Origin of the sequence: Streptomyces sp. NPDC005423 (assembly GCF_040606415.1) — a bacterium.
Lineage (GTDB): Bacteria > Actinomycetota > Actinomycetes > Streptomycetales > Streptomycetaceae > Streptomyces.
Map to the genome: position 1 here is coordinate 1 of NZ_JBEXET010000078.1, position 21150 is coordinate 21150.

Here is a 21150-nt window from a genome sequence, read left to right on the forward strand (position 1 = left end):
CCGGCCTGCAGGGCAGGCATCGCAGACGGCGGCACCTGACGACGGTCCCCGATCCGCGGGCTGTTCTGCGGCCCGATCTCATCGTCCGCGACTTCCAGCCCGACCCGGGCGGGCTCAATACCCGCTGGTGCGGCGACATCACTGACATCGCCACGGACGAGGGCTGGCTCTACCTGGCCACCGTCATCGACATCGCCTCCCGCCGCGTGGTCGGCTGGGCAACGGCTGATCATTTGCGGACCGATCTGGTCGCCGATGCCCTGACGAACGCCTGGCAGACCAGTTGGGAGTCCAGCTATCGGCCGGCCGCACCGGACAATGCTGGGACAATGCACTCGCCGAGTCGTTCTTCGCCACCATCAAACGCGAGGTGCTCGACACCACCGCCTGGCCCAGCCGGGCCACCGCCCACACCGCGATCTTCGATTTCATCGAGGGCTGGTACAACGTGCACCGTCTGCACAGCAGCCTCGGCTACCGCAGTCCCGCCGAATACGAGACTGCACTCGCAGCCTGACCACCACACCAATGGTGTCCGTCAAAGCGGAACAAGCTCAAAGCCCTGTTGGCCGGCTCGGAACAGCTGCCCGCAGCGGTGGCGGCCGAGGTCGTCTTCGCGCCCGACGAGGCCGCCTCCCCGGTGGCCCTGCGCTCCAAGCCCTCGCCAGTGTCGGTGCACAGGTGGTCGAGCGCATCGACCGCGCCTCTGAGTCAGAGCTGCGTTGCTTCGGTGAGTTGACGCGCGTGCGATCGAGTTTCATCGTTCATCGGGAAGAAGCACTCAATGCGCAACTCCTGCAGCGTCACGTCCTGCGGTGTCCCGAGCGTCGTCACGGTGGAGAAGAAGTCGAACCGCCGGCCACCGTGCACGTACTGGATCGGCACGATCGGCAGCACCGGCGTGGCCACGTCGAGCGACCGCAGCGAGGCCGGCACCCCTGGGTAGTCCAGCACCTCGTCGAGGATCCGCTGGGCGCGCTCGTCGGTGACACCCCCGATCGCCTCCCGGTGCGCGCGCTGGACCAGCGCCTCCGCAACGTCCGGCCAGTTCGTCACGTGCCGGCGGACGCCGTCGGGGTGGAACATCCGGCGCAGCACGTTCGCCGGTCCAGGAGCTGTCTTCGCCTGCCCGTCCTGGAGGAAAGCGAAGAAGCGGCGAGCGGCGGCGTTCGTGTGCCGGATGTCCCAGCTCCGGTCCATCACCAGGGCTGGGAAGGGCTCCTGCTGCGTCAGGATGGTGTCGAGCGCGTCGCGGACGGCGGCGAGCGACGGCGCGTCCAATTCGGACTCCGGGTATTCGGGCGCGAACCCAGCCTTGAGCAGCAGGGTGTTGCGTTCGCGCAGGGGTACGTCGAGCACGTCGGCGAGCTTCAGGACCATGGCCCGGCTGGGGTTCGCGCGGCCGGTCTCGAGGAAACACAGATGGCGGATCGACACCGCAGCCTCGGCGGCCAGAGCCAGCTGGCTCAACCGCCGGACGCTCCTCCAGTGTTTCAACAGTGGACCGACCTCAGACACCATTCGAGTATCCCGCAGTCCACGCGTGCGGCTGCACCGCCGCCTCCAGCGGTGGCCGGGCGACGTTCGCGGTGTAGTTCGTCATCGCGGAGATCGCCACCCCGGTGATCACTTCGAACAGTTGCTCCTTTGTGAAGCCGGCCGCCGTGAACGCGGCCACGTCCGCCTCATCGAGCCCGCCCCGCTTTTCGATGAACGCGCGGGTGAGCGCCGACAGCGCCGCCATCCGCGAGTCGGAGGGAAGATCGCCGCGGCGCAGGGCCTCGACCACGGCCGGTTCGACCCCGTCCGCGAGCGCCTCCAGCGTGTGGAACGCGACCGCCCATTCGCTGCCGTTGGCGACCGCGTTGGACAGCAGCAGGACCTGCCGTTCGTCCGGGCCGAACGTTCCGCCACCCCGGAAGTGCCCGAACGCGGAGAAGAAGGTGTTCAACAACGCCGGCGAGTTCGCCATGAGCCCGGCCCCGGCCGGAACGAACCCGAATGCCCCCTGCAAGACCGTCAGCGGCTCCTTCGCGGCTTCGGACGCGGTGTCGGCGGTATGGATCTGATAACTGGTCATGACTCGGAGTCTGCGACAGCCACGACGTCGAACCAATTCTCTCGGAGGTAAATGCGCGTGATACCGCTCGCGCGTGGTCACCGCAGCAGTTCGACGGGACCGGCAGCTCAGCCCGCATAGTGCTCCGCGTCGAGCGGGCTCACCCAGCACCTCGACGACCCTTGGCCGGATCTCACGCTCCTCGGTCACGTCGTCCCGGTCCAGCACACGACTCGCGACCGGTGAGCTTGTTCCGCTTTGACGGACACCATTGGTGTGGTGGTCAGGCTGCGAGTGCAGTCTCGTATTCGGCGGGACTGCGGTGGCCGAGGCTGCTGTGCAGACGGTGCACGTTGTACCAGCCCTCGATGAAATCGAAGATCGCGGTGTGGGCTGTGGCCCGGCTGGGCCAGGCGGTGGTGTGGAGCACCTCGCGTTTGATGCTGGGGAAGAACGACTCGGCGAGTGCATTGTCCCAGCATTGTCCGGTGCGGCCGACCGACAGCCGTACCCCCAACTGGTCTGCCAGTGAAGCCAGTTGCTGACTGGTGTATTGACAGCCTCGGTCCGAGTGGGAGATCACCGGATTGATGGGTCGATGTTGCCGGCAGGCGTTCGTCAGAGCATCGGCGACGAGATCGGTCCGCAGGTGATCAGCCGTTGCCCAGCCGACCACGCGGCGGGAGGCGATGTCGATGACGGTGGCCGGGTAGAGCCAGCCCTCGTCCACTGAAGGCGGCGAGTGGACAGTGCCGGCCCACTGCCCATGCCGAAGTGAGCAGTACGGCTGCGGCGGCTGCCGCCCCGAGCCGGAGTCCGGTGCCGTGGGCCGGCAGAACCCAGGCCGCCAGGCCGTACGCGGTGGCACCCGCGAGTTCCAGCGCGAACCGGTGTCCCGGCCGTAGCCGTGCCTGCAGCGGGGGACTCGGATCAGGACACGTGGCTTGAGCGTAGGCGCGCGGGGAGGGCGGGGCATCGGCCCTGCGGCGTATGCCTCCAGGCAGATGTGCCGGGCATCGCCCGCCCGTCACCTTGAGAGCCCCTGACGACTGGAGAAGCCCGGTGACCGATGATTCCCTCACAGCAGCAGCGTCCGCTGTCGGCCTCAGCAAGATATACGGCGAGGGCGGGATGCATGTCACTGCCCTGGACAACCTCGCTGTCGCCTTCCTGCGGGGGCAGTTCACCGCCATCATGGGACCGTCCGGCTCCGGGAAATCCACACTGATGCACTGCATGGCCGGCCTGGAACGGGTCACCTCGGGCTCTGCCCGGATCGGCGACCCAGAAAAGGGTGGCCTGGACGACAAGCGGCTCACCACGATGCGCCGGGACCGGATCGGTTTCGTCTTCCAGTCGTTCAACCTGCTGGCGACACTCACCGCGCTGGAGAACATCACTCTTCCCCTGGCCATCGCCGGACGGAAGCCCGACCAGGCGTGGCTGGACCGGGTGGTGGCGACCGTCGGACTGGCCGACCGCCTCGGCCACCGACCCTCCCAGCTCTCGGGCGGGCAGCAGCAGCGGGTGGCCTGCGCCCGTGCTCTGGCCTCCCGACCGGAGATAGCGGCGCCTGTTGGAGGCCCTGCGCCTGCTGGGAGCCGCCCGGTGGGACGCCCCGACGGTGGCCGTCCACCTCGGCTTCACCGCCCCGGCGAACTTCGGCCGCTTCTTCCGCGGCCGCACCGGCCTCGCCCCGGCCGCCTTCGCGGCCCGCGCAACGAGGACCCACGCGTGACGGGCACGAGGCAGAGGCCCCGTGCCCGTCGGAGGCGATGACCCCCGTCGCGGTCCGCGTGAACGCCCGGTGGGAGCACTGGTGGGGTGTCGGTGTTCGAGATCGTCCGCAGGGCGAGTGCCGAGTCGGCACCCACCTTGCTCCAGTCGATCCGCCCAGCGGTGCCGGCCCGGACCGGCTTGCAGGATCCCCGTCTGCACCCGGAAGAGAACTGCGTCGGTCGCTCTGCGGTGAACAGCCCACCCTCTCCACGGAGCCCTCGTACGGGCAGATGCGGCGTCGGCCCGACGCCGACCCGGCCGTGATCACCGGCTACAAGGCCGCCCGCAACCGGCCCCTGCACCAACCCTGCCCGGGTGACAGCCCTGGTCAGGGCCTTGCTGGTCCTCGTTCAACCGCGGGTGCGGGAACTGTACCCGGTGCAACTTCCGGTGGATTCGGTCTCTCGGACGGCGTATCAGCCCTGCGAGCAGACCCGGTGCGATCTGTGGTTCCTGCTGGCGGCCATCCGCTGGGCTTCGGGGAGACCGGGCACCCGCCGGTGCTGGTGATCGTGTCCGGGTACTCGCAGGTGATGTAGTCAACTGTTGGATGCCGCCGTTTTGTTGGTCTGTTTCGAGAGTGTCTGCCTGGTCGCGGCCGGTAGCGTTGGGGTTCATGAGTAACGAGAACCTGCTGCTGGTGCGCAGGCTCCGCCACGGCCACTGGGTGGTTGTGGACGTGATGGTCGGGCTCCTGCTTGCCGTCGCCTTCGCGTCCGCGGCCCAGCTGAGTGACGACCTGCCACAAGCCGTCGCCGCGCTGGCCGCGCTGCCCGTCGCGACCCGGCGCGGCTGGCCTCTGTCATCTTTGGCGGTCTCGCTGGCCGCGGCGGTCACCTCGCTGCTCCTGGGCGTGGAGTCCGCCTATCTTCCCGTCGCCGTCGTGCTCTACTCGGTTGGTGCGCAGCATCCGCGCAGGCGGGCTGTCACCGGTCTCGCCGCCGCCCTGGCCTGCGTGGTCGCCGCGCTGCTGGCCGCCGTCTGGCCGTTCTGGACGCAGGCGCTGGGCAGCGCCGGGTTCGGTCTGACCCTGATGGGCCTGTCTTGGACCGCGGGGTTGGCTGTCCGCGAGCAGCATCTGCACGCGGCCCGTACGGCGGAGCGGGCCGTGGTCGAGGAGCGGCTGCGCATCGCTAGGGACCTGCACGACGTCGTCGCCCACAGCATGAGCCTGATTACTATGACGGCGGGGGTCGCTGGGATCGTCGCCGAGGCCCGGCCGCATGAGGCGCGCGAGGCGCTGCGGCTCATCGAGACGACCGGCAGGGAGTCGATGCTGGAAATGCGCGCGATGCTCGGCATGCTGCGCTCGGAGACCGGTGACCTGACTCCGGCGCCGCGGCTGCGCGACTTGCAGGCGTTGGCTGCGAACGCGGGCATTGACGTGGACCTGCGTGTCGACACCGGTGACCTGCCCGATGGGGTGGGCCTCGCGGTGTACCGGATCGTTCAGGAGGCGCTGACTAACGTGGCCAAACACGCGGGAACCGGATGCCGGGTGCGGGTCGCTGTACCCGAGACAGGGGTGGTGGAGGTCGAGGTGGCCGACTGCGGCCGCGCGGCGCCTCGCGACGGCGGCGGGTACGGGCTGCTCGGCATGCGCGAACGCTGCCTGGCCTACGGCGGGCAGCTGACCGCGGGCCCCCGCCCCGAGGGCGGCTTCCGCGTGGTGGCGCGCCTGCCCTACGCGCGCAAGGACACGCCATGATCAGGGTGGGGGTCGCCGACGACCAGCCACTGATGCGGGTCACCCTCACCATGCTGGTAGGAACGGCGGCCGACATGGTGGCCGTCGGTGAGGCGGGCTCCGGTACCCAGGTCGTTGAGCTGGCCGCGCGCACCCAGCCCGACGTCGTGCTCATGGACGTACGCATGCCGGGCATGGACGGGCTGGCGGCTACCCGCATCATCCGCGCCGACCCGGCGCTGTCGCAGGTCCGCGTCGTCATCCTGACCACTTTCGACCTGGACGAGTACGTGTACGAGGCGCTGCGCGCCGGCGCGAGCGGTTTCCTGCTCAAGGACATCCCACCGGCCGACCTGCTGGCCGCGATCCGTGTCGTCGCCTCGGGCGAGGCGCTCCTGGCCCCCACGGTCACCCGCAGGCTCATCGCCGAGTTCGCCCGTGCGGCGGCGGTCGAGTCCCGGATCGTGCGTGAGCTGGCGGCGGTGACGGGGCGGGAGCGCGAGGTGCTGACGCTCATCGCGCGGGGCCTGACCAACCCCGAGATCGCCGCCCGCCTGGAGCTCAGCATCTCCACCGTCAAGACCCATGTGCGGCGGCTGCTGGCGAAGCTGGACGTGCACGATCGCGTCCAGCTCGTCATCGTCGCCTACGAGTCAGGCATGGTCACCGCCGCCGAGAGGAGCAAATAGGCAAACGGGCCGCCGCGATGGCCGTAAGGAGGTCGAAATCGTGCCGCCCGTCGGGCGGGCAGGCCGCAGGTCCAGGGTGTTCTGCTTCGGTACGGGCTGTCCGCACGTTTCCTCAACCCCCTGACTGACCTACTTGGTGTAGGTCACCTCGGGGAAGCGCGGCGTCGCCTCGTCCAGCAGCGGGGACTTCTCGCCACGAAGGAACCGATCGAAGAAGGCCAGCGGATAGACCCGCTGGAAGGCCAGCGCCCGTTTCTCCGGGATCGTCCCGACGGATTCGGTCAGTTCCTCCTCGGACAATCCGACCTTACGCAGGAGCCGCACGTCGTCGCCGAAGGAGTTGTGCGCTGCCCCGTTGACGGTCAGATTGAGTCGCCACCCGCGCAGGTTCTTCCAGAACATCTGCAACGTCGGGTTGGTGGCCATCCCGCCCTTGCCCGGGGTGTCGACGACCAGGTAAGGCCGCTCCAGCCCTGCCTTTGCCACCGGTCCGAGCACCGCGCCGTCGAGGCCGAGCCCGGCCTTGATGCGCTTGTCGGTGTACATGGCCCAGGAGGTGGAGGCCCCGCCGAGGGAGTGGCCGAACATGCCGACCCGGTTCATGTCCAGCATGCCCGTCAGTCCTGCAGGAAGCTTGCGTCCGCTCAGCTGGTCGAGCACGAACCGGGTGTCGTCGGCGCGCACCTCGGCCGCCTTGACGAAGTCGGTGATCTCGCCCTTTGGGTTGGTGACGACGCGGCCGCCGGGGAATTCGACCACAGCCGCGTCGTAGGTGTGGTCCATCGTCACCACCGCATAGCCGTGGCTGGCCAGCTCCTCCACCACCCCGGTGCCGTAGGAGCGCGAGGCGTTGGCACCAGGGGAGTACAGCACGACAGGCAGCCGCCCGAGCCGCTGGTCGGCCGGGGCGCCCTGATGCCCGTCCGTCAGCCCCAGTACCACCTTGCCCGGTATGCCGAGGTCGCTCAGATAGCGGTCGGCCGCAGCCTTCTGCATCCACGGCGCGAGCGGGTATCCAGCGGTCTGCCGCGCGGGATACCAGATGCTGATCATCAGTTCGCGTTTGTGTCCGGCCACCCACGGGTCGGTCCTGGAGGAGTCGACCAGGTGCAGCGCGACCGTGCCGATCCGGTGCGGGCCGGTGGGGGATGGCGGCTCGAATCGCATGGTGGGCGTGCTAGGGGCAGTGGCAGTGGCAGCGGCAGCCGTCAGGAAGGCGGCGACGCCGATCAGGAGAATCTTCATGCTCTCTACGCTGCCGCCCCGCCCGGCGCCCGGCATCACGCCGCTGGATGAGCCGCGCGTCAGCCCAGAACGCTACGCCGAACCGGCCCTCCTCCTCCCAGAGGATGCTACTTCCCCGTCGGCCACGGCCCTGTGATCCCGAGAGCAGCCCGAACCACCCGGATCGCATCCCCTGAACTTGGGTGTTGCGACGACCACTAGAACGGAAGCTCGCTGCCGCGATCCGTATGCATGACGCACCCCTGCTCCAGGCCGCCACGCCCGGCCGCCATCCGCAAGGCACCGACCGGCAACTCGGCGCGGTGATGGTCAGCCATCGCCCAGCCGACCACCTCCCGCGTCGCGAGATCGATACAGGTCGCCGGATACAACTTCCCTTCCAGCGTGCTGAGTTCAGTCATGTCGCCGACGAGCCGCATCCCGGGCCGGGGCGCGGTGAAGTCCCGGCCGATCAGGTCGAGCGCGAACACCGCCCGCTTCGCCTGCCGGGTCAGGCCCCGCCGCCGGCGGCGGGTGATCCCGACGATCCGGTGCTTGCGCATCAGCCGCTCGATCTTCTTGGAGTTCACCACCCGCCCGGCCCGCCGCAGGGCGGCGTGGATCCGCGGGGCCCCATAGGCACCGCGAGATCCGGCGTGAAGCACCCGGATCTCGCCCACCAGCACCTCCTCGGCCCGCTCCCGCACCGTCCGGGCCGGCCGTGACGCCCTGTGCGCGTAGTAGGTGGAACGGGGCACTCCCAGCACACGGCACAGGAACGCAACGCTGCGACCTGCGGGATTACCCTCCGATGCCTTCTCCGCATCGATGAAACGACACCGTGCCACGGTGTCTACCTCACCTTGTCCTGAGCGAAGAAGGCGGTCGCTTTCCCCAGAACCTCGATCGTGGCCTCCTGCTCGCGAACCTTCCGCCGCAGCCAGACCAACTCCTCACGCTCGCCAGTGGTCAAAGCCCCGGCGGGCCCCTCACCGCGGTCGGCCTTCGCCTGCTTCACCCACCCGCGCAGCCTTCCGGGCTCACGCCCAGATCCCTCGCGACCTCCGTGACCGTCTTCTCCGAGGACAACGCCAAGGCGACCGCGTCCCGCTTGAACTCGGCCGTGTACCGCTTACTCATGTTGCTCTTGCTGCTCACTACCTGTGACTGCTTCCTCCGGGACCATCCGTCCCAGTATCAAGCTGTCCGGTCGGCAGGGGGAACCTCAGGTACACGAGTGCGACGAGCGCACGCTGGTGTGGCGGGAGCTAGCAACGGCGGCCACCTTCGCGGGTGACGATGAGCATCGTGACCCACTCGACCAGGGCGTGAGGCAGATCGAGTGCGGCAGGATAGGGAACCAACGAGGCTCCTATGCCGATGGGTTGAGACTTCGAACATCTCCCTCAACGGCACGGGGGCCCCGTGCGTTTCGGCCCCGCGCCCGCCAGCAGCCCCGTCACCCGACCGGTGGCCACACTGAAAAGGCTCAGTAGGTGCCGGTTGAAGGCTCTGGTGCCTCTTTCGGCGATGATCGGCCGGTCCTCAGAAAAGGTTGGTTTCTTGATGGCAGAGGGCTGGTCTAGGCTGCCGCAGTCGTTGGCCACCGAGGCCGGCGCGTCAAGGAGAGGTAGACGATGCCGCAAGCGGAATACGCGACCAGCCCGGCGGGCAAGCCGGGGCGGCAGACGCTCAGTGCGGTGGAAGAAACGGCCCGGATGGACGCCGTGCGCCGCTACGACATCCTCGACACGCCGCCTGACGGCGCGTTCGACCGCGTCGCGGCGATGGCGGCCCGGCTGTTCAAGGTGCCGGTGGCGAGCGTGACGATCGTGGACGAGGACCGGATCTGGTTCAAGGCCGCGCACGGTCTGGATGGCGTCAGCGAGATCAGCCGGGAGCCGGGCCTGTGCGGCTCGGCGATCCTCGCCGACGAGACCCTGGTGATCCCCGACACTCTCACCGACCCCGTCGCCGTCAACAACGGTCTGGTCACCGGGCCGATGGCTGTCCGTTTCTACGCCGCCGCGCCGATCATCACCGGCGACGGGCACCGGTTGGGGACCGTCAACATCCTCGACACCAAGCCGCGCCTGATCACCGAGGACGACACGACTACCCTCGCGGATCTGGCCTCGATCGTGCTCGACGAGCTGGAGATGCGCCTGGCGGCCTTGAACGCCCTGCGCGCCGAGCAGGAGCGGCGTATCGAGCAGGAGGAGGCCCGCGAGCGCGCGGAGCGTGACATGGTCGCCATCCAGGCGTTCGCCTCCACCCTCCAGCGCACCCTGCTGCCGCCGGCACTGCCGGTGATCCCTGGGCTGGAACTGGCCTGCCACTACGCCACCGCCTCCCCGCAGGACGTGGGCGGTGACTTCTACGACGTCTTCCCGCTCGACGGCAAGAGGTGGGCGTTCTTTCTTGGCGACGTGTGCGGCAAGGGCCCCGAAGCCGCCGCCGTCACCTCTCTGACCCGCTACACCCTGCGTGCCGCAGCCCTGATCGACCCCGATCCCGACGTGGTCCTCACCTCCCTGAACACGGCGCTGCTCCTCGATCCGGCCGTCGGAACCCGATTCTGCACCGCCGTCTTCGGCACCCTGGAACCCCACGAAAAGGGCGGGTTCACCCTCACGGTGGCCACCGGCGGCCACCCTCCGGCCTACCACCTGCGCGGACAGGGGGCGGTGGAAACGGTGCGCCCCCAGGGCGGCATGCTCATCGGCGCTTTCGCCGAGGCGCGCTTCGCCTCCCACACCTTCCACCTCGCCCCGGGTGAAGGATTGCTCCTCTACACCGACGGGCTGACCGAGGCCCGCACCCTGGGCGGAGAAATGATCGGAGAAGACGGTCTGACCCGCTTCTTCTCCGCACGCACCGGGCCCGTCACCGCGGCCGCGGTCATAGGGGACACCGTCGACCTCATCGACACCACGCCCCACGGGGCCGGTGACGACGTCGCCCTGCTGGCCATGTCCGTCCCCCTCGCCGACGCCACAGACGGCCTCCCCGCGATCGCCACCGCCCACACCATCGCCCCCGCCGGCGAGACGCCGGAGAGCCGACCGTGACCGACTTCCGCCTCACCCCACAGCACACCGAAGGCGACCTCGCCCTGGCCCACATCGCCGGCGAACTCGACCTGACCACCGCCCCCCTCCTGCGCGCCCAGGCACTGGCCCTGATCGAACAAGGCCACCGCCACCTGATCCTGGACCTCTCGGCTGTCACCTTCTGCGACTCTTCAGGCTTCAACGCCCTGATCGGCATCCTCCGCTGCGCCAAGACCGCCGACGGCACCCTGGTCCTCGCCGCCGTCCCCGACCGCCTTCAGCGGATGCTGCACCTCACCGGCCTGAACACCCTGCTACCCGCCCACCCCACCGCCGCCCACGCCCTCGTCGCACACACCCGCAGCCCAGACACGGCCACCGCATAACCCCCTGCGGTGCCCCCGCACCAGAGCCCACTACCGGCAGTGACCGCCGCCCGGAATCTGGCGGGCGATTTTACTCATGACCACCGCGAACGAGCGCTGCTCATGAGACGCGGATTCCAGTGTTTCCGCAGGACTGAATGCTCATGAAGTCGCGCTCCCTACAGTCACCTCTAGGATCCGCGAGCGCGTGAGCATTTCCGCATGACCATGAGCAGGGTCCGAGCAGTTTCGTGTGATCATGAGCACTGATTACGTTCAGTAGCGGTCAGTTGTCGGCCTTCTGCGATCTTTCGACTCGGACTGGGCGGCTCCCTTCGTACGGTCCGGGGCATGGCAGTACGGAGTTCGGGCAAGGGGCGAAGTCGGGGCCGGGTTCCGATGGTGTCGGTCCGGTACGTGGACGGATCGACGTGCGATATCCCGTTCGTGCGGCTTCGGGCGGCGGACTTCGGTGAGTCGCAGCCGTGGCGTCGGGTGCGTTCTGTCCACGGCATGCTGCACCACTCCGGGGATTACGCGTCGGCGACGACCGGCGGGCAGGTCGTGTACGAGAGCCGGTTGGAGCTGGCCCGGCTGCTCCTGGCGGACTTCGACCCGGCTGTGGTGGGCATCTTCGCGCAGCCGTGCCGCGTGGTGGCACGCGTCGACGGTCGTGTGCGCAGCCATGTGCCGGACCTCTTACTGGTCATGCGGTCGGGGACGGTGCGCGTGGTCAATGTGAAGCCTGCGGAGCGCGTGCGGGATCCGACGATCGCCGAGGCGCTGGCCTGGCCGAGGCGGCTGGTCGAACGGCACGGCTGGGAGTACGAGGTCTGGACTGGCGGGGATCTGGTGCTGCTGGAGAACGTGCGGTTCCTAGCGGGCTACCGGCATCCCGGCATCGTGCCCGCCGAGGAGATCGAGCGGGCCTGGCGTGAGGTCGTGGACGGCGAGGAGTTGGCCGTCGCGGAGCGCCGCCTGGCGGGCGACGGGCCGAGGGAGGTGGCGCGGCCGCCGCTGATGGCCCTGTTGTGGGCTGGGCGGCTGACTACCGACCTGACCAGGCCGCTGTCGGGCGAGTCCGTGTTGCGGAGGTGTGGATGAACGAGTGGACGACGTCGCTGCGGCCGGGGCTGCCGATCGCCTACGACGGCGAGCAGTTCACGGTGGCGGAGATCGAGGGGCGCCGGATCCTGTTGCGGCAGACCGGGGTGGTCGGGGCGCCGAAGCTGCGGCAGGTGGATATCTCGGCGCTGCTTGCCCACCCCACCACGGAGATCCTCGTGCCGGCGCCGGCCGAGGAAGCAGCACCGCCTGCGGCGGTTTGGGTGGCTTGACCGACGACGAGGACGACGACCTGACGCAGAAAGTCCGGCATGTTCAAGAGGTGCTGACCGGATACCGTCTTGGTGATGCCGTCCTCGCTTTGGAGGGGGAGCCGCGGGAGGATTACGCGCCGGGGACTGCGATGCTGCATCGCTATGCCGCCAAGGCCGCGGAGCTCGGGGTCGGGGAGAGCACCGTTCGCCGCTGGATTGCCGCGTTTCGTACGGCCGGTCCGGCCGGGCTGGTACGCGACCGTCCGGCGCGCAGTGTCGTGGAGCGGGCCGATGCGCGCTGGGTGGAGATGGCCCGGACGGTGCTGGACAAGCGCGTCAAGGCGAGTCGGCCGGTACGGAACCTGATCCTGGCCGAGATCGCGGAACGCCTGGTGAAGGAGTACGGGAAGGGCACGGTCCCGCTGCCGGGCCGCACGACCGGCTACGAACTGCTGAAGCAACTGTCCAAGGGGACGAACGCGTTCGAGGGCAGCACGAAGGGCAAGCGGTCGATCGCCAACGCACCCCAGGGCACGTATGGCCGGCTGCGGGCGACCCGGCCGGGCGAGTACGTGGTGCTGGATACCACCCCGCTGGATGTGTTCGCGATGGAGCCGGTCACGTGCCGCTGGGTGCGCTGTGAACTCACCGTCGCCATGGATCTGTACAGCCGCTGCATCGTCGGCCTGCGGCTGACCCCGGTGTCCACGAAGTCGGTGGATGTCGCCGGGGTGCTGTTCGAGGCGGTGCGGCCGCGCGAGGGGTCCGAGGCCGGTCCGCTGCCGTACTGCGGGACGTCCACAGCCGTGGCGAGAACGTCGAGGACGAGGCGTACTTCTTCATCGACGAGCTTGAGACGATCATCCGCGAGTGGATCACGCTGGTGTATCACCGGCGCCACCACCGTGGGCTGTGTGTGGCGGAGGTGCCCGGTCTGAAGCTGAGCCCGCTTCAGATGTTCGAGCACGGCGTCACCCGCGCCGGGCCGCTCAGGATTCCCGCCCGTCCCCACCTGGCCTTAGAGTTCCTCGAAGAGGTCCGCACCACCATCCAGCACTACGGGGCGGAGGTCGGGGGCCTGCGCTACAACGGCGACGCCCTCAACGACTACCGCAACCAGCCCAGTCCGTATCGCGGGGTGGATGCCGGGAAGTGGCCGATCGCCGTCGATCCCGGCGACATCACCACGGTGTACTTCCAGGATCCGCAGAACCGAAAGTGGCATGCGCTCGACTGGGAGCACGCCCCGGCGGTGAACGGGCCGGTCAGCCGCGAGGCGTTGGAATACGCACGCAAGCTCGCCAAGCGCACCCATCGGTTCCCCGACACCCAGCGGGCGCTGATCGAGCTACTGAAACGCTGGGGCGCGGGGCTGGCGCGCGACAACACTGAACGCCGTATGGCGCTGCGGCTGTCCCAGCAGCGGCTGCGTCTGGTCGGCGAAGACGACGCGCCCGCCGATGACGGGGAGGTGGCCGCCGCGCTTCCGTCCCTGCGGCGGCTGGCGGAAGCCGGCGGGCCGGGAGCCCCTCCCGCGGAAGCGGGTCCGTCCTTGCACGTCGTCGACGACGGTGCCGTGCCGCCCGGCGGGGATGACGATGAGAGTGACGAGATCGACGCTGCCTTTCCCGGGGAGGAGATCGAGGTCGTGCCGGACGAGGACGACTATTACGTCGACGTGTGGGAGACCCGTTGACCGCGCCGGGGGAGGATACCGACGGCGAGCCGTTCGAGGGCGATGACCGGCAGTACAGCCCGACCCGGCTGTCCGGCTGGCTGGTGGAGGTCTTCGCCCCGGACCGTATCCAGCCCGATCAGCTGACCCGGGCCCAGCTCGGCGAGCTGTCGTCGCGGGCCCTGCTGGAGCACAACGACCGGCGCGAGGTGTGGCACGCCAACATCGGCCCGATCGACACGCCGCAGCTGCTGGCACTGCACGCGGACCTTGCCGAGATCGTGGAAGCCAACCGCCAGGACGGCGACAAGACCAAGCCCGCTGCCCTCGTGGACGCCTATCCCGGGCTCGGCAAGAGCACGGCGGTGCGCGCCTACGGCCGCGCTCTGTACCGCAAGCAGGTCGCGCTGCGCGGCGAGACCACAGCGGCCGGGGACCGCCGCGTTCCGGTCATCTACATCGCTCTCACAGGGAACACCTCCGTCCGCGGACTGAACGCCTCCATCTGCCGCTTCTACGGGCTGCCGACGTCCGGCAACGCGGACATGCTCGCCGAACGGGCCGTGGACGCGGTACTCAGCATGAACACCATCGCGATCATCATCGACGACGTGCACTTCATGTCCGGCTCGAACAGCAACGCGGTCCGGATGGCCAACCAGCTGAAATACCTGGCCAACGTCTTCCCCGTCACCCTCATCTACATTGGCGTCGGGGTACAGCAGCGCGGCCTGCTGCGCGAGGGCCTGTCCCCGCAGCAGGCGCTGCTGGCGCAGTTCGGACGCCGCACCACGCCTCTGACGCTGCTGCCGTTCCAGGTCGAGGACAACACCGGCCGCCGCCAGTGGCGCACGCTGCTGAAGACGATCGAGAAGCAGCTGGTGCTGGCGGACAAATACCCCGGCATGCTCGCGAGGGACCTGGCCGACTATCTCTACTCCCGTTCCACGGGCCACTTCGCCTCACTGATGACGTTGATCAACCGGGGCTGCCTGCGCGCCATCCGCTCCGGGCACGAGCGCCTGGACAAGAACCTGATGGACCAGGTCAGGAACGACGCCGCCGCCGAAGACGCCCGGCAAGAACTCCAGTCAGCGATCGAGGCCGGACTGCTGACCACCCGCCCGGACAACGGCGAGCAGCCCCGGAAGTCGGCATGAGCACCTGGACCCCGGACAGGATCCCGATCGCCCACCCGCCGCTACCCGGTGAGGCCCTGGACAGCTGGATCAGCAGCTACGCGCGCAGGCTACGCACGACCAACCGGGGCTTCCTGCACCACATCGGGCTGCCCGCCGCCCGCGTCGACCACATGCTGCTGCGGCTCACCGAGCCAGAGGCCCAGGCGTTGCACAAGAGCACCGGCGTTCCCGCCGAGGTGCTGCAGGCCATGACGCTCGACTCCTACGACGCGTTCGCCGTCAACATCGCGCCGGGCCGCCGCCAGCTCGAGCGGCCACCGGCCTGGGCCTTCCGCAGCAGCCGCACCCGCTACTGTCCCGCCTGCCTGCGCGTGAATGACGGCCGCGGGGTGCTGCTGTGGCGACTGCCGTGGGCCTTCGCCTGCACCGAACACCAGCTGCTCCTGGCCGACTTCTGCCCCACCTGCGGCCGCCCGCCCCACCCGTGGAAGATCGACTTCAAGGGGCCGCGCGACGTCGGCGCCTGCACACGCGACCGACCCGACCCCGCAGCCAAGGGGCGTCAACGCCCCTGTGCCACCGACCTGCTCCATGCTCCGGCGATCCCCCTTCCCCCCGACGGTTTGGTGCTGCGCGCACAGCAACGCGTGGCCGGACTGCTGGCGGTCGCGCCGGACGAGCGGCCGCAGGCCCTGGTCGAACTCAGACAGCTCTACGCCCTGGCCTGGCGGGTGCTGCGCGGACTGCAGACCAACCGGGACCAGGCGCCCGACCTCGTCCACACCGTTCTTGAGGAATGCGGCGGAATGTTCCCCTTCCCCTTCCCGGACGGCAGCGGTCAGGCGGCCCACCGCCTGTCCGGCAACAGCGGCAGCCGCCGCCATGAGGATGCTGCCAGCCTGCAGACCCCTCACGTCGCCGCGGGTACGGCTCTGGCCCACGTGGCGCTCCGCGGCGGACACCCCGAGCACCAGCGGCTCTTCGAATGGATCGTGCGGTCGGACCACCCGTCGGCCGCCCGCGACCTCAACCTCGGGCAAGTGGCCCTGCGTTGGCGCGACAGCGGCCCGGACCTGTTCGCCCGCGTCATATCCCACCAGGATCCGCACACCCTCCTGCACAATCGGCTCCGCTACGCCAGCGCCACGCCCACCCCCCGACGGCCCGACCGCAGCAAAGCGGACATCCACCGGCGGGCCACCATGATCCCCGCGATGCTCTGGCCCGGATGGGCCCTGCGCCTGCTGCCTGCGGACCGTCTCCGATCGCAAGGCCGCGCCGTCCGTGTCGACGCGTTCCGTCACGGCTGCTCCGGCCTTCTCCTCGTCCCGGGCGAGCCAGCCGAACTGCCGTACGTACGCGCCGCACCGCTGCTGGGAAACGTCCGCGCCAACCGCGACCGCGAAAGCGTCGAGCAACGCGTATACGGAGGCAGGGACCTCACCCCACTGGCCTCCACACTCGCCCAACTCGCCCGCGCACTCGATGAACACGGCTCACCCATCGACTACGCCCGCCGCCGCGCCACGTTCACCGAGACCACCGTCGAGCTGAACCCCGACGCCTACCGGCGTCTGATCCTCCAGCACGGCTGGCTGGCCGGCGGCGAGCACCGCCAGCAGGTCATGCGCTGGTACCTGCTCCTGCTGTTGACCGGGCACAGCCCGCCCGCGCCACGGGGAGCCGCTACCCGCTTCGCCTGGAGCTGCACCGAATTCCGATACCGCGCCCCCCTGCCGCTGCGCGCCTTCCTCTACGAGCAGGCGGAACAGAACCTGGCGGCCCACGGCATCGACGAACCGGTGACCTGGGAGCCCCCGCCCACTGGGTCCGTGACGTCGACTGGCCAGGCATCGCACCCGAGCGGGTCGATGCCGCCGGGCTCCGTGCCGCCCTGAGCAGGAGCGACACGATCGCCCCGGTCACCGAGGCCACTGGGATGACCGCAGAGCACCTCCGCCTTTACTTCGAGATCGACGACACCGTCACCGGCCCGCCGGACCAACTCCTGGGCAAGATCCGCGCACCGGACCCCGCCACCCGCGCCGCGTTACTCGCGCCGCGCCGGCTGCGCGAGCTGTACGTCACCGAACGGAAAACCACAGTGGAGATCGCCGGCATGGCCAAGTGCGCGGCCACCACGGTCCGCGCTCTCCTGGCCCTCGACGGTATCCCGCTCCGTACCCTGCGCCCGGAAACCGAACCGCCCGACTTCTATGCACCTGGCTGCACCGAGAGCACGTCGAAAAGCGGCGCCCTTTAAGGGAACTGGCACACGAATGCGGCATGAGCACCTGGGGCCTGTCGTAGAAAGCCCGCCGGTGCGGCATCACCATCACCCTCCGGGCGGCTACAACGGCCTCGGCCACCTCGACCTCCCCCCGTTGCTCTCACCGGCGATGCAAGCTGTCACCGACGGCCGCGAAGCGGTGGACCGGCTGCACACCATCGTCGAGGTCGTCGGCCATGACAGCATTCCCGCGGCCGCCGACAGCTTCTACGGCGGCAGGTACACCACCCTCGCCCAGCGCATCCGCGCGATTGAGCATAGGGCCGGCTTCCGCATCATCGACCGGGACACCCGCCCCCTCGCACCCACGCCCTGCGGGCGCGACTTCCTCTGAGAAGCACAGCGAATCCTGCGCATCGCAGACGCTGCCGAACTACCCTGGCACGATCCACCGTGAGCCCAGGGCCGGGTGCCGCAGTTGGTGACAGCCCGGCTCTGCGCTCGTGTTCGCGCTTGCACGATCGGTTGATCGCGCTGCACCGGCTCGCGCATCGCGGGAAGTTGTCGCTGGCCGACCTTGCGTCCACGTCCTGCGTCACCGGCGTGGCTGATGATGTTCCTCATGTTCACCACGGCCGGGGCCAACGAGGGCCGATCAGCCGGGACATGCTCTTCCGGCTCCACCAGGCGCACCGGCAATCCTGAGCGAGAAGAACTTGCAGCAAAGGTGAAAGCCGCAGTCGGCCCCGACGACAGTTCGCGAGGGAGCGCGCACCAAGTGCGGGAGCGGTGCCACGCTGCACGGCGGACGATCAGCAACCCCAGCAGGGTTTGCAATCGGACTTGCCTCCAAGGCGCGGATGATGGCCGCTACGGCCAAGATCATCCGTTCCAAGGGAGATCAGGACCGTCCCGAATGGCGTGGTTGCAGGAGTCAGGCGCGCGAGGGGAAGCGGGCGAGGGCGCGCAATTCGGCTTCCACGGCTTCGATGCCATCGAGGCGCTTGCGGTCCCAGTCGGGGATTACATCGGGTTCCAAGTGCCGTGCCAGCAGATCCGAAGCGTCGGTGGGCAGGGCGCGGCGGAAGGCGTTCGTGAGCGCCTCGGGGATGCGGGAGCGGTAGCTCACGCGTTGGGCGACCTCCAGAGCGGTCGCGGCGGTAGTGGCATCTAGGACGCCTGATTCGCTCAGGGTGCGCAGCAGCCACCGCACGTTGATGAGCGGCACGGTGACTGCCTCGCTGGTGATCGGGTCCATCAGCAGGGCTACCTCGGCGTCGGAGTCAACGTGTCCGCCGAGGTACTGCGCGCAGACCCAGCCGTGCTGGATCATGCCGAGCGTGCGGCACTCCACGGCGCGCAGCGCGCCCATGGACGAGGCGCCGGCGAGATACAGGCCGCGCCCGAGGTATTCGCGGATCTCGGTGACGGAGACCGAGAGGTTCTGGCCGAACTGGCCGTCCAGGATGAGGGTGCGGTTGTTCCACTTCCCCTCGGTCGGCGTCTGCAGGAGGTCGCCGCGGATGATCGGTGGCCGCATGACCAGGTCGACCGCGAGAGTGTCGGCGAGCTCGCTCAGTGCCTTGATGTCCCCAGGGGCCAGCGAACTGCCCGCATAGACCGTCAGTTTCACTGCCACGCCGCCGTCCAATCCGGTCGATCCGCCGTGCGGGCGTTCAAAAGGCGCACCCCGACCCGCAGGTGGTCGACGTGGGTGAACTCACTGCCCGGCACCACAACTTTGACGATGGAGAACGGAAGCCCCACTGGGGCCAGGCTGGTGCGCAGAACGAGATGCAGGCCATGCTCCCCGAGCATGTCGAGCAGGAACGCCAGGTCGATCTCGTTGTCGCCGGAACTGCGGTCGGGGATCGCGTGGAACGGCAACCAGGGCCGGCCCTCGCTCCAGGTGTGGAGGTAGTCGCGTAGTTCGTCGTAGGAGGCGTGGCGCCGATACGCCTGCCCCTCCAGATCTTCGCGGGCGCCGGCGAGCACGACGAGACGGGACTGTGCGGCCTCGGTGAGCGCCCGCATCAGGGCGATTTCTGGGTTGAGGTGGCAGCCTGCTCCTCCGTTGAAGAGCATGCCGTCGCGAGAGTGGGTGTCGTCGGTGGTGACGAAAAAGGTGGGGACGGGCAGCCCGCCGGTATAGGCATGGATGGTGACCCTGATCGATGCTCGCTCGAAACGCTCGACGACCTCCCGGTGCGCGTCGGGGAGGGTGTCGATGGGCACGCGGTGGCCGAGGCCGAGTTTCTCGCCGAAGGCCGTGCTGTCGTGCTCGATGACCTCGTACAGGGCCTGCACCGTGGCGTCGACGGGGTCGTTGCCAGCGGCCAGGCCTATGGTGTTGGACGACATCAGTCCGCCCTCGTGCGGGAAAGGCGTGAAGACGGCGACCGCAGGCACCGCGATCTCTACTGAAGCGCACTCTGGCTCGCCGACGTAGCCCAGGCGCACGGCATACACCCTGTGATCGTCTCGGTCGACCGCACACGGGTAGGACTCACCGACGACCGCATGAGCTTCCGCACCGGCGACGTCAGCAACCTCGACGACGTGCTCGCCGACTGCACCCAACTCCCCAGGCCCTGGCTGGTGATCGAGGACGCGCACGCACATGTGGGAACAGTCCTCGACTTCTTCGACACCCGACTGCACACCGGCGACTACCTCGTGGTCGAGGACAGTCTGGCCAAGCGAGCCACCCTGCGGGAGTTCCTCCCAAGGAGCCCACACCGCTACCAACTCGACACCCGGTACCTGGACTTGTTCGGCGAGAACAGCAGCTCAGCAATCGACTCTATCCTGCGCCGCGCATAGCCCCCGCCCCAACACCGTTGCGTAGTCTGGCCGCCGTATCGGACAACCGCGACGAGGAACAGCGCATGCACGGCAGCACAAGGATCCGCCTGATCGAGCCCACCGACGCCGCCCCGATCGCGGCGCATCGGACGCGGGACGCTGAAGCCTTTCGACCGTGGGAACCAACTCCGCCACCCGAGTTCTTCACCCCCGAGGGCCAGGCGGAGCGGATCGACAAACTGCTGGTCGCGCACCAGGCCGGCACGGTCTGGCCCGGTGTGGTACTCGCCGACAACCAGGTGATCGGGCAAGTCACCATCGCAAGCATCCTGCCGCAGCCGCACTTGCGCCGCGGCTCCCTGGGATACTGGATCGCCACTGTCGCCCAGAACCAAGGCCACGCCGGGCGCGCCGTCGCGCATGCGCTCCGCGTGATGACCGATGAGCTCGGCCTGCACCGCGCAGAGGCATCTACCAACATGGAGAATCTGCCGTCGCAGCGAGTGCTGCGTCGCAATGGGTTCAGCCCGTACGGCGTCGCGCACTCCTCGATCTTTCTCGACGGGCAATGGCGGGACGGGCTGCTCTGGGAGCGGATCCTCGACGACTAGCACACTGCAAGCGGCTTTTGCCGTGGGGATCCAGTTCGGTTGGTCCTCCCGCGCGATCGACTGCGCCTGGAGAACGCAGAGTGGGAGTTCGTCGGACCACCCTGCTGATCGGCGAGGCGCCGTTAGACGGGCCGTCGCAGCAGGTCACGTAGCCGTCTGCGCCGTCGGCACGGGCTGGCGGTGCGAGTTGTCGCTGACCTCGGGGTGAACACCGAGATGCTGCGGAAATGGATCCGGGCAGATGACGGCCGACGGACGGGTTCACACGCGGCGCCACTTGCGGCTTCGTCGGTGCCGGCGGTGGGTTCGGCGGAGGCCGAGCTCGCGGCCGTGCGGAAGTGGATCCGCGAGCTGGAGGAGGAACGCGACATCGTGCGCAAGGCGGACCGGTGTTTTGCCGGGGAGGCGCGCTGGTGAGGACCCGTAATTTAACTACTGCCGGAGTTGATCTCGCTGTCGTGGTGCTCGGTTAGGCGCTTCAGGGCTTCGAGTGTGCGGGGAGGGTGGGTCCG

25 protein-coding genes and 4 pseudogenes are annotated in these 21150 nt (G+C 68.9%); 19 read left to right on the plus strand and 10 right to left on the minus strand.

From position 1 onward, the window contains the following. Window positions 1-173: 173 nt before the first annotated feature. A pseudogene (locus ABZT12_RS38005) lies at window positions 174-230 on the plus strand (hypothetical protein); the annotation flags it as partial. Window positions 231-283: 53 nt separating this feature from the next. Beyond that, on the plus strand, window positions 284-517 hold the full coding sequence (locus ABZT12_RS38010) for an integrase core domain-containing protein (RefSeq protein WP_356394036.1): 234 nt from the start codon (window positions 284-286) through the stop codon (window positions 515-517). A 194-nt stretch (window positions 518-711) separates the two neighbouring features. On the opposite strand, the gene ABZT12_RS38015 is transcribed toward ABZT12_RS38010, so the two are convergent. The 3 genes from ABZT12_RS38015 to ABZT12_RS38025 form a co-directional block, all read right to left on the minus strand. After that, window positions 712-1521 (minus strand): helix-turn-helix transcriptional regulator, encoded by an 810-nt coding sequence (locus ABZT12_RS38015; protein ID WP_356394039.1) that lies wholly within the window; start codon window positions 1519-1521, stop codon window positions 712-714. Then, a complete protein-coding gene (locus tag ABZT12_RS38020) occupies window positions 1511-2080 on the minus strand; it encodes a carboxymuconolactone decarboxylase family protein (protein WP_356394042.1) in 570 nt (189 codons plus the stop codon). Before ABZT12_RS38020 ends, ABZT12_RS38015 begins: the two co-directional genes overlap by 11 nt. 262 nt (window positions 2081-2342) lie before the next feature. Continuing rightward, complete coding sequence (locus tag ABZT12_RS38025; protein WP_356394045.1) at window positions 2343-3035, minus strand: IS3 family transposase; 693 nt, start codon at window positions 3033-3035, stop codon at window positions 2343-2345. 56 nt (window positions 3036-3091) lie between these two features. Here ABZT12_RS38025 and ABZT12_RS38030 point away from each other — a divergent pair. The 4 genes and pseudogenes from ABZT12_RS38030 to ABZT12_RS38045 all read left to right on the plus strand — a co-directional run. Beyond that, window positions 3092-3625 (plus strand): annotated as a pseudogene (locus tag ABZT12_RS38030) (ATP-binding cassette domain-containing protein); the annotation flags it as partial. 1 nt (window position 3626) lies between these two features. Beyond that, window positions 3627-3797, plus strand: a pseudogene (locus ABZT12_RS38035) (AraC family transcriptional regulator); the annotation flags it as partial. A gap of 657 nt (window positions 3798-4454) precedes the next feature. Then, the gene (locus ABZT12_RS38040) at window positions 4455-5546 is read left to right on the plus strand and encodes a sensor histidine kinase (protein ID WP_356394049.1); all 1092 of its coding nucleotides are present in this window, start codon (window positions 4455-4457) and stop codon (window positions 5544-5546) included. Further along, entirely contained in the window at window positions 5543-6214 is a 672-nt protein-coding gene (locus tag ABZT12_RS38045; protein WP_356394052.1) for a response regulator transcription factor, read from the plus strand. Before ABZT12_RS38040 ends, ABZT12_RS38045 begins: the two co-directional genes overlap by 4 nt. Before the next feature lie 129 nt (window positions 6215-6343). Here the strand turns inward: ABZT12_RS38045 and ABZT12_RS38050 are convergent, their stop codons facing one another. The 5 genes and pseudogenes from ABZT12_RS38050 to ABZT12_RS38070 all read right to left on the minus strand — a co-directional run. After that, on the minus strand, window positions 6344-7459 hold the full coding sequence (locus ABZT12_RS38050; RefSeq protein ID WP_356394055.1) for a lipase: 1116 nt from the start codon (window positions 7457-7459) through the stop codon (window positions 6344-6346). 197 nt (window positions 7460-7656) lie between these two features. Beyond that, a complete protein-coding gene (locus ABZT12_RS38055) occupies window positions 7657-8286 on the minus strand; it encodes an IS3 family transposase (protein WP_356394058.1) in 630 nt (209 codons plus the stop codon). A gap of 5 nt (window positions 8287-8291) precedes the next feature. Next, window positions 8292-8456, minus strand: coding sequence for a hypothetical protein (locus ABZT12_RS38060; protein WP_356394061.1), 165 nt, complete (start codon window positions 8454-8456; stop codon window positions 8292-8294). Next, window positions 8453-8578, minus strand: coding sequence for a transposase (locus ABZT12_RS38065; protein WP_356394063.1), 126 nt, complete (start codon window positions 8576-8578; stop codon window positions 8453-8455). The genes ABZT12_RS38060 and ABZT12_RS38065 overlap by 4 nt, the downstream gene beginning before the upstream one ends. 131 nt (window positions 8579-8709) lie before the next feature. Then, a pseudogene (locus tag ABZT12_RS38070) lies at window positions 8710-8802 on the minus strand (IS5/IS1182 family transposase); the annotation flags it as partial. A 273-nt stretch (window positions 8803-9075) separates the two neighbouring features. Between ABZT12_RS38070 and ABZT12_RS38075 the strand changes: the two are divergent. The 10 genes from ABZT12_RS38075 (at window position 9076) to ABZT12_RS38120 (ending at window position 17616) form a co-directional block, all read left to right on the plus strand. After that, window positions 9076-10509, plus strand: a complete 1434-nt coding sequence (locus ABZT12_RS38075; RefSeq protein WP_356394066.1) for a GAF domain-containing SpoIIE family protein phosphatase — start codon at window positions 9076-9078, stop codon at window positions 10507-10509. Further along, window positions 10506-10877: an STAS domain-containing protein gene (locus tag ABZT12_RS38080; protein ID WP_356394069.1), complete on the plus strand. Its 372-nt coding sequence runs from the start codon at window positions 10506-10508 to the stop codon at window positions 10875-10877. The genes ABZT12_RS38075 and ABZT12_RS38080 overlap by 4 nt, the downstream gene beginning before the upstream one ends. Before the next feature lie 396 nt (window positions 10878-11273). After that, on the plus strand, window positions 11274-11960 hold the full coding sequence (locus tag ABZT12_RS38085; protein WP_356394072.1) for a TnsA-like heteromeric transposase endonuclease subunit: 687 nt from the start codon (window positions 11274-11276) through the stop codon (window positions 11958-11960). Continuing rightward, entirely contained in the window at window positions 11957-12193 is a 237-nt protein-coding gene (locus ABZT12_RS38090) for a hypothetical protein (RefSeq protein WP_356394074.1), read from the plus strand. Before ABZT12_RS38085 ends, ABZT12_RS38090 begins: the two co-directional genes overlap by 4 nt. Further along, window positions 12190-13113, plus strand: coding sequence for a helix-turn-helix domain-containing protein (locus tag ABZT12_RS38095; RefSeq protein WP_356394077.1), 924 nt, complete (start codon window positions 12190-12192; stop codon window positions 13111-13113). The genes ABZT12_RS38090 and ABZT12_RS38095 overlap by 4 nt, the downstream gene beginning before the upstream one ends. Then, complete coding sequence (locus ABZT12_RS38100; protein WP_356394080.1) at window positions 13092-13871, plus strand: Mu transposase C-terminal domain-containing protein; 780 nt, start codon at window positions 13092-13094, stop codon at window positions 13869-13871. The genes ABZT12_RS38095 and ABZT12_RS38100 overlap by 22 nt, the downstream gene beginning before the upstream one ends. Beyond that, window positions 13868-15010 carry an ATP-binding protein gene (locus ABZT12_RS38105; protein WP_356394083.1) on the plus strand — a complete coding sequence of 381 codons (1143 nt, stop codon included), beginning with the start codon at window positions 13868-13870 and terminating at the stop codon, window positions 15008-15010. The genes ABZT12_RS38100 and ABZT12_RS38105 overlap by 4 nt, the downstream gene beginning before the upstream one ends. Further along, window positions 15007-16890, plus strand: a complete 1884-nt coding sequence (locus ABZT12_RS38110) for a TniQ family protein (RefSeq protein WP_356394086.1) — start codon at window positions 15007-15009, stop codon at window positions 16888-16890. Before ABZT12_RS38105 ends, ABZT12_RS38110 begins: the two co-directional genes overlap by 4 nt. A 41-nt stretch (window positions 16891-16931) precedes the next feature. Next, window positions 16932-17255, plus strand: coding sequence for a hypothetical protein (locus tag ABZT12_RS38115; protein WP_356394088.1), 324 nt, complete (start codon window positions 16932-16934; stop codon window positions 17253-17255). Window positions 17256-17313: 58 nt separating this feature from the next. Beyond that, on the plus strand, window positions 17314-17616 hold the full coding sequence (locus tag ABZT12_RS38120; protein WP_356394091.1) for a LysR family transcriptional regulator: 303 nt from the start codon (window positions 17314-17316) through the stop codon (window positions 17614-17616). Between the two features lie 540 nt (window positions 17617-18156). Here the strand turns inward: ABZT12_RS38120 and ABZT12_RS38125 are convergent. Together ABZT12_RS38125 and ABZT12_RS38130 are read right to left on the minus strand one after the other, a co-directional pair. Next, window positions 18157-18861, minus strand: a complete 705-nt coding sequence (locus ABZT12_RS38125; RefSeq protein WP_356394094.1) for a TfuA-like protein — start codon at window positions 18859-18861, stop codon at window positions 18157-18159. After that, complete coding sequence (locus ABZT12_RS38130; RefSeq protein WP_356394097.1) at window positions 18852-19691, minus strand: YcaO-like family protein; 840 nt, start codon at window positions 19689-19691, stop codon at window positions 18852-18854. The genes ABZT12_RS38125 and ABZT12_RS38130 overlap by 10 nt, the downstream gene beginning before the upstream one ends. Before the next feature lie 51 nt (window positions 19692-19742). On the opposite strand from ABZT12_RS38130, the gene ABZT12_RS38135 reads away from it, so the two are divergent. The 3 genes from ABZT12_RS38135 to ABZT12_RS38145 all read left to right on the plus strand — a co-directional run bounded on the left by ABZT12_RS38135 (window position 19743) and on the right by ABZT12_RS38145 (window position 21055). Then, complete coding sequence (locus ABZT12_RS38135) at window positions 19743-20045, plus strand: hypothetical protein (protein WP_356394100.1); 303 nt, start codon at window positions 19743-19745, stop codon at window positions 20043-20045. Between the two features lie 65 nt (window positions 20046-20110). Further along, entirely contained in the window at window positions 20111-20638 is a 528-nt protein-coding gene (locus tag ABZT12_RS38140) for a GNAT family protein (RefSeq protein WP_356394103.1), read from the plus strand. Between the two features lie 204 nt (window positions 20639-20842). Then, window positions 20843-21055, plus strand: coding sequence for a hypothetical protein (locus ABZT12_RS38145; RefSeq protein ID WP_356394106.1), 213 nt, complete (start codon window positions 20843-20845; stop codon window positions 21053-21055). The last annotated feature ends 95 nt before the right edge of the window (window positions 21056-21150 follow it).

Bases quoted from the DNA above. Each gene is read 5' to 3' on its own strand.
- ABZT12_RS38025 (WP_356394045.1), bottom strand. From the start codon at position 3,035: ATGCCCCGCCCTCCCCGCGCGCCTACGCTCAAGCCACGTGTCCTGATC.
- ABZT12_RS38115 (WP_356394088.1), top strand. From the start codon at position 16,932: ATGACCGCAGAGCACCTCCGCCTTTACTTCGAGATCGACGACACCGTC.
- ABZT12_RS38065 (WP_356394063.1), bottom strand. From the start codon at position 8,578: ATGAGTAAGCGGTACACGGCCGAGTTCAAGCGGGACGCGGTCGCCTTG.
- ABZT12_RS38020 (WP_356394042.1), bottom strand. From the start codon at position 2,080: ATGACCAGTTATCAGATCCATACCGCCGACACCGCGTCCGAAGCCGCG.
- ABZT12_RS38140 (WP_356394103.1), top strand. From the start codon at position 20,111: ATGCACGGCAGCACAAGGATCCGCCTGATCGAGCCCACCGACGCCGCC.
- ABZT12_RS38015 (WP_356394039.1), bottom strand. From the start codon at position 1,521: ATGGTGTCTGAGGTCGGTCCACTGTTGAAACACTGGAGGAGCGTCCGG.
- ABZT12_RS38045 (WP_356394052.1), top strand. From the start codon at position 5,543: ATGATCAGGGTGGGGGTCGCCGACGACCAGCCACTGATGCGGGTCACC.
- ABZT12_RS38135 (WP_356394100.1), top strand. From the start codon at position 19,743: ATGAGCTTCCGCACCGGCGACGTCAGCAACCTCGACGACGTGCTCGCC.
- ABZT12_RS38040 (WP_356394049.1), top strand. From the start codon at position 4,455: ATGAGTAACGAGAACCTGCTGCTGGTGCGCAGGCTCCGCCACGGCCAC.
- ABZT12_RS38110 (WP_356394086.1), top strand. From the start codon at position 15,007: ATGAGCACCTGGACCCCGGACAGGATCCCGATCGCCCACCCGCCGCTA.
- ABZT12_RS38090 (WP_356394074.1), top strand. From the start codon at position 11,957: ATGAACGAGTGGACGACGTCGCTGCGGCCGGGGCTGCCGATCGCCTAC.
- ABZT12_RS38075 (WP_356394066.1), top strand. From the start codon at position 9,076: ATGCCGCAAGCGGAATACGCGACCAGCCCGGCGGGCAAGCCGGGGCGG.
- ABZT12_RS38050 (WP_356394055.1), bottom strand. From the start codon at position 7,459: ATGAAGATTCTCCTGATCGGCGTCGCCGCCTTCCTGACGGCTGCCGCT.